Raw genomic sequence first — 6,062 nt, forward strand, 5'->3', positions numbered from 1 at the left:
ATCCATGAGTGCAGAAAACGTAGCAGGGCAGATTGGCCTGGTTAGACGCAATATTGTTCGCGCAGATCAATCCGCCGTACAGCGTCTTTCGGGCTATGGCGTGGCCACCGTGCATGAGGCCATGGGCCGAACGGGGTTGATGAAGAGTTATCTGCGTCCGATATACGGCGGTGCGCACCTCTGCGGAACGGCGGTCACGGTGCTGCTGCATCCTGGCGATAACTGGATGATGCATGTTGCGGCGGAGCAGATTCGTCCAGGTGACGTCGTGGTAGCGGCGGTGACGGCGGACTGTACCGATGGCTTTTTCGGCGATCTGCTAGCAACAAGCTTTAGGGCGCGTGGCGCCGTGGGTCTTGTCATCGATGGTGGTTGCCGTGATGTATTCGACCTGACGGCGATGAAGTTTCCGGTGTTCTCACGGGCAGTTAGTGCCAAAGGCACCATCAAGGCGACGATCGGTTCTGTCAACGTCCCAATTGTTTGTGCAGGAGCTTTGGTTAACCCGGGCGACGTTGTGATCGGAGATGACGATGGAGTTGTAGTAGTCCCGGCGAGCGCAGCTCATGAGACAGCCGAACGAGCCGCCTCACGGGTGGCGAATGAAGAAGAGAAGCGGAAGAAGCTGGCTGCAGGCGTATTGGGTCTGGACATGTACGACATGCGTGAGTCATTGAAAAAAGCCGGCCTGAAGTACATCGACGACTGATGCGCTCGTATTCCATTCTTTCTTTCGGCGATGTTCATGCATCGCCGCTTGGGCAACGCCTGTATGAGACCGTCCGCCGCTGCGATGGTCGTTCGGTCATTGCAGGACGTATCACGGAGAGTACATAAATGAAATTTCAGAAGAGTCTGGGTTGGCTGGACTGGTGCCCGGAACCTTCCCGACCGGTCTTCCGACTTCCGGATGGCGCAGTCGATGCACACTGCCATGTTTTCGGTCCCGGGGACATTTTTCCCTATGCGCCGGAACGCAAGTACACACCGTGTGACGCCAGCAAGGAACAACTGTTCACGTTGCGTGATCACCTTGGCTTCGCTCGCAACATCATTGTGCAGGCCACGTGTCACGGCACGGACAATCGAGCCCTTGTGGATGCCTGTCGTAGTTCTGGCGGCCGGGCTCGGGGCGTAGCGTCGGTTCGCCGAAATGTCACGGATGCTGAACTGCGCGAGCTACATGCCGCCGGAATCCGAGGGGTGCGTTTCAATTTCGTCCGACGGCTTGTCGATTTCACACCTAAAGACGAGCTTCAGGAAATTGCGCATCGGGTGGCAGAACTGGGTTGGCATATCGTCGTGTACTTCGAATCTGTTGATCTTCCTGAGCTGTGGGACTTTTTCAGCGGGCTGCCTACGACCGTTGTAGTCGACCACATGGGACGCCCGGATGTCACGAAGGCCGTCGACGGGGGGGAATTTGAGCTGTTTGTCCGGTTCATGCGCGAGCACGACAACGTCTGGTCCAAAGTGAGCTGCCCGGAGCGCCTGAGTGTCGTCGGACCGCGCGCTGTTAAAGGAGAAGCCTTTCCCTATCGGGACGTGGTGCCGTTCGCGAGACGGATTGTTGAAACGTTCCCAGATCGCGTGCTGTGGGGTACTGACTGGCCGCATCCCAACCTCAAGGATCACATGCCAGACGATGGTGTTCTCGTTGATTTCATCCCGCATATAGCGCCGACCCAAGAGCTTCAGCAGAAATTACTCGTCGACAATCCCATGCGCTTATATTGGAGAGACTGATGCGATCGATTCGTGAGCGCGACTACGACGACATCCCCGGCACGTACGTATTCGACGGTGAGCGCTGTCGACAGGGGTTCGCGCTGAACATGTTTTGTAAGTCACTGGACCAGGCCGCCAATCGTGAGGTCTTTCGCGAAAGCCCGGACACTTACCTCGCCAATTTCAATCTGAGCATTGAGCAACGCAGTGCGGTGGTTTCGCGCGATTGGCTGGAGATGCTTAGATTGGGCGGCAACATCTACTACACGTTCAAGTTGGCGATATTTGATGGTTTGACGATGCAGCATGTTGGCGCCGCAATGTCCGGTAGTCCAATGAACGTGGAGGAATTTCGCGCAATGATGGTGTCCGGCGGTCGGCCGATTTCCGGAAACCGGAGCGTAAAGGAGCAACTTAATGGCTAGGATAGTCGGTGGTGTTGGAACATCTCATGTGCCATCCATCGGCGCTGCGATTGACCACGGGAAGCTTCAAGACCCTTACTGGAGTCCTCTTTTTGAAGGCGTACAGCCGGCAAGGGAATGGATTGAAGAGGTGAAACCCGACGTCGCGATCGTGGTTTATAACGACCATGCATCACGGTTCGCCCTGGACATGACTCCGACGTTTGCGCTCGGAATGGGGGAGCAGTTCACGCCACATGACGAGGGATATGGCCCAAGGCCGGTTCCAGTCTGTCAGGGCGATCCCGAGTTCGCGTGGCATCTTGCCGAATCTCTCGTGTTGAAGGAGGAATTCGATATCGCCATGGTCAGCGAAATGACCGTGGATCATGGGTTGACTGTTCCGCTCTCGCTGATGTTTGGTCAGCCACACAGTTGGCCATGCAAGATCATTCCCTTGTGTGTCAATGTGATTCAGTACCCGCAGCCTACTGCTCTCAGATGCTACCGGCTTGGCCAGGCGTTACGGCGTGCAATCGACGCATATGAACCGGACATAAAGGTTGCCATCTTTGGCACGGGAGGAATGTCGCACCAGCTGCAGGGTGAACGAGCGGGTTTGATCAATGCAGAGTACGACAAGATGTGGCTCGACAGAATGGAGAGCGATCCGGGGTCACTCTCGCAAATCAGTCACACTGAACTCTTGCGGGAGGCGGGATCAGAGGGGCTGGAAATCATCATGTGGTTAATCATGCGAGGCGCGCTCGATTCGGAGGTCCGCCGCATACATCGCTTTTATCATGTACCTGCCTCCAACACGGCATACGGCCTTCTCGTGCTGGAGAACGCATGAGTAAGCCACTGCACATTGGGCTCGTCGGTGCTGGCGCGATTGGCGCTCAACACCTTGATGCGCTTTCCATGCTCGCCGATGTCAAGGTTGTTTCGGTTGCCGGGAAGCAGACATCACAAGTGGAGGAGCTGGCGGCTCGATATGATATTGAGCATGTATGTGCGGAACTCTCGGAGATGCTCTCGCTCCGGGAGGTGGATGCCATCATACTGTGTACCCCAACCCCTCTGCACGCGGATCAGGCCGTACAGTGCCTTGAGTCTGGGCGGCATGTCCTGGTAGAAATACCGCTAGCCGACTCACTCGTCGGAGCAGAGGCAGTCTTGCGAAGTCAGCAGGGCTCGGGGCTGGTCGCGATGTGCGCGCATACACGGCGGTTTAACCCTGGCCACCGGTGGTTGCACGAAAGGATTGATTGCGGCGCGTTCGTCCTGCGCCAACTCGACGTCCAAACGCATTTCTTGCGGCGGAACAACACGAATGCGCTGGGCCAGCCGCGCAATTGGACGGACCATCTCTTATGGCACCACGCCGCGCATACAGTTGACCTGTTTGAGTACCAGACTGGCGAACGGGTCCAGATGGCTCACGCGCTGCGAGGTCCAGTTCATCCTGAACTGGGCGTTGCGCTGGACATGTCGATACAACTGAGGACAAGGTCCGGAGCGCTATGCACGCTCTCCCTCAGCTTCAACAACCAGGGCCCATACGGATCGACGTTCCGATACATTGGGGACGGGGAAACTTTTGTCGCTCGCTACGACGAGCTGGTCGACGGTTTTGGCGCCAGAATTGAACTCCCGGATTCTTTGTTGGGTGGTATCGCCGCACAAGACCAGGAGTTCATCGCTGCAATCAGGGAAAAGCGAGAACCCAACGCGAGTGTCGCAAGCGTTTTGCCTTGTTATCGGTTACTTGATGAACTCGAGCGTCAATTGATTTAACCAACAGGCAGGAGGGCGAAAGTTTCCATCCTCCTGATGCTCGACTCTATTCATGAAACGCCGACGTACCTGACTTACAGGTGCGTGACGCGCCCAGATTTTCCTGCCTTCCGTCCATTTGCGGGAACGTCCGACTGCTCATCAATCGCCTTTTCCACCTCAACCTGATACCTTTGGAGTTCCTTGAGAACGACCCCTCGCAACAGCGACGTGCTCTCCGAAATCAGCATATCGTTTCCAGCGCGGGCGGGCGTGGCTATCGAAAGGCCACACTCGAGGCGCGGACTGTCAATTCGATGCAAACGTAATTCAGGATCTCCAATGCATGGTTGTACGCCGCTTAGTGGAATCACAGAATAGCCATATCCGTGACGGATCAGATCCAGTATTGCCGTGAGATTCTCGATCTCATGGACCACCTGAGCGGTTAATCCCCGTTCAGCAAGGGCGGCCGCTAGCACACCATGTACGACGTTTGTCTTCCCAGCGATCACCAAAGGTAAATCCGGCACTTTCTCGAGTCCTATCGAGCGTGGAGGTACACGATCCTCACGTGCCGCCAGCGGGCCCGATACGAGGTAGAGACTCTCGGTGGCGAGGGGCCGCAATTCCACCGAATCGTTTGAAATTGGATTGTAGATAATGGCGCAATCGAGTTTCCCGGCACCAACTAGTTCTGCAAGATTTGCCGACGTGCCATCTACCGTTCGTAGCGTTACCTCGGGTAACTGTTCACGAAAAGCCTGAATCAGTGGAACGACGACGGTTCTTGCGAGCGATGGTGCCAGTCCTAGGACAAACGTACCTTGAACAGGTCCGCTTGCACCCTTCACAGCCCGCTCGGCAATCGCAATCTGGCGAAGCACCATCGGCACCTGGTCGAGCAGACGTCGTCCTGCGTCAGTCAATACAAGTCCGCGACCGTTGCGTCGGAAAAGCTCAGTCCCTAGCTCTGCTTCCAGTTGAGCCACCTGTCGGCTCAGGGCAGCTTGCGTCACGCCCAACACGCTGGCGGCGCGTGTGAGATTGCCGATCTCCGCGATACGCGAGAAGTGCTGCAGCTGTTTGATTTCCATAATTCAGAACTCTTATCGAGTGCATATCAGATATGCATTAACGAATATTTCTCACGTTAAGATATTAGCATAGAGTAACTCTCAAAGGGGGCGCTAGTCGAGATTACATCGACGTTCGTCCCCGGATTGGGTACGAGTCGCACTGTTGCCGGTGTACAGGGCGATTCGCAGCAAATTTAATCACAGGAGACTCCATGAACACTCCCACGCAACCCGTGGTGTTCAAGCCGAACTCGCGCGGCGCCGACCGCTATCAGTATCTGACCCAAACTGACGCTGGAACACCTGCGGGCGAGTTGATGCGGCGTTACTGGCAACCAGTCGCTCTTATCGACTCACTGCCACCCGGAGCCGCCCCCCAGCCTATCCGCATTCTGGGCGAAGACCTCGTACTGTTCCGCGATGACAAAGACCGGGTTGGTCTCATTGACCGCAAATGTGCGCATCGATGCACGGACCTTGCGCTCGGCCGCGTTGAGGATGGTGGAATCCGTTGTCCGTATCACGGCTGGCTTTTTGATGTTGACGGGCGTTGCTTGAGTCAGCCCGCCGAAGCGTCCGCGACCGCGAAAGACCGGATTCGGATGAAGTCGTACCCGCTTCATGAGGCGGCCGGTGCATTCTGGGCCTACATGGGACCTGGTGAGCCGCCTCTTTTCCCGAATTACCCCGCTCTCGCGGGTGGAGCTGAGCATTGCTATACGACTCGCTGGCTCGGCGCCTGCAACTGGCTGCAGGCGAGCGAGGGCAACATCGATCCCGTTCATACGTCCTATCTCCACCAGCTCGAACTGTCGAGCGAAGACATGAAGGCGCGTTGGGGTGTGTTCTCTAACCAGGCCCGTCCCGAATTGGCTGTCGAGGACACCCGATTTGGCGTGCGGTTGTATACCTCGCGCAAGATTGACGGTACGGACCGTTCCTCCATCCGGATCACCAATTTCGTCATGCCGAATGCGTGCGCGGTTGGCGGATTTGAGATCCTATGTAGGCAGGGCCGGTCGTCCACAAACTGATACGTAAAATCAGCGTGTCGAGTCCTGTTGAAAGGAGA

Annotated in this window: 7 protein-coding genes; 6 read left to right on the forward strand and 1 reads right to left on the reverse strand. The window is 56.4% G+C overall.

Going from position 1 to position 6,062, the window contains the following annotated elements:
• Positions 1-4 precede the first annotated feature (4 nt).
• The 5 genes from ligK (at position 5) to SB822_RS19360 (ending at position 3,932) form a co-directional block, all read left to right on the forward strand.
• On the forward strand, positions 5-709 hold the full coding sequence (gene ligK / locus SB822_RS19340) for a 4-carboxy-4-hydroxy-2-oxoadipate aldolase/oxaloacetate decarboxylase (RefSeq protein ID WP_086917133.1): 705 nt from the start codon (positions 5-7) through the stop codon (positions 707-709).
• Between the two features lie 128 nt (positions 710-837).
• A complete protein-coding gene (locus SB822_RS19345; RefSeq protein ID WP_086917134.1) occupies positions 838-1,746 on the forward strand; it encodes an amidohydrolase family protein in 909 nt (302 codons plus the stop codon).
• The gene (ligA, locus tag SB822_RS19350; RefSeq protein WP_410855436.1) at positions 1,746-2,153 is read left to right on the forward strand and encodes a protocatechuate 4,5-dioxygenase subunit alpha; all 408 of its coding nucleotides are present in this window, start codon (positions 1,746-1,748) and stop codon (positions 2,151-2,153) included. Before SB822_RS19345 ends, ligA begins: the two co-directional genes overlap by 1 nt.
• Positions 2,146-2,988, forward strand: a complete 843-nt coding sequence (locus SB822_RS19355; protein ID WP_410855437.1) for a class III extradiol dioxygenase subunit beta — start codon at positions 2,146-2,148, stop codon at positions 2,986-2,988. Before ligA ends, SB822_RS19355 begins: the two co-directional genes overlap by 8 nt.
• A complete protein-coding gene (locus SB822_RS19360) occupies positions 2,985-3,932 on the forward strand; it encodes a Gfo/Idh/MocA family oxidoreductase (RefSeq protein WP_086917137.1) in 948 nt (315 codons plus the stop codon). The genes SB822_RS19355 and SB822_RS19360 overlap by 4 nt, the downstream gene beginning before the upstream one ends.
• 74 nt (positions 3,933-4,006) lie before the next feature.
• Here the strand turns inward: SB822_RS19360 and SB822_RS19365 are convergent, their stop codons facing one another.
• Positions 4,007-5,008, reverse strand: a complete 1,002-nt coding sequence (locus SB822_RS19365; protein WP_086917138.1) for a LysR family transcriptional regulator — start codon at positions 5,006-5,008, stop codon at positions 4,007-4,009.
• Positions 5,009-5,202: 194 nt separating this feature from the next.
• On the opposite strand from SB822_RS19365, the gene SB822_RS19370 reads away from it, so the two are divergent.
• Entirely contained in the window at positions 5,203-6,024 is an 822-nt protein-coding gene (locus SB822_RS19370) for a Rieske 2Fe-2S domain-containing protein (RefSeq protein ID WP_410855438.1), read from the forward strand.
• Positions 6,025-6,062 lie beyond the last annotated feature (38 nt).

The organism is Paraburkholderia sp. SIMBA_054, assembly GCF_046534875.1.
In the GTDB taxonomy this organism is placed as follows: Bacteria; Pseudomonadota; Gammaproteobacteria; order Burkholderiales; family Burkholderiaceae; genus Paraburkholderia; species Paraburkholderia hospita.

What these genes read in the sequence shown, in the direction of transcription:
- ligK (WP_086917133.1), top strand. Translation starts at nt 5, where the DNA reads ATGAGTGCAGAAAACGTAGCAGGGCAGATTGGCCTGGTTAGACGCAAT.
- SB822_RS19345 (WP_086917134.1), top strand. Translation starts at nt 838, where the DNA reads ATGAAATTTCAGAAGAGTCTGGGTTGGCTGGACTGGTGCCCGGAACCT.
- ligA (WP_410855436.1), top strand. Translation starts at nt 1,746, where the DNA reads ATGCGATCGATTCGTGAGCGCGACTACGACGACATCCCCGGCACGTAC.
- SB822_RS19355 (WP_410855437.1), top strand. Translation starts at nt 2,146, where the DNA reads ATGGCTAGGATAGTCGGTGGTGTTGGAACATCTCATGTGCCATCCATC.
- SB822_RS19360 (WP_086917137.1), top strand. Translation starts at nt 2,985, where the DNA reads ATGAGTAAGCCACTGCACATTGGGCTCGTCGGTGCTGGCGCGATTGGC.
- SB822_RS19365 (WP_086917138.1), bottom strand. Translation starts at nt 5,008, where the DNA reads ATGGAAATCAAACAGCTGCAGCACTTCTCGCGTATCGCGGAGATCGGC.
- SB822_RS19370 (WP_410855438.1), top strand. Translation starts at nt 5,203, where the DNA reads ATGAACACTCCCACGCAACCCGTGGTGTTCAAGCCGAACTCGCGCGGC.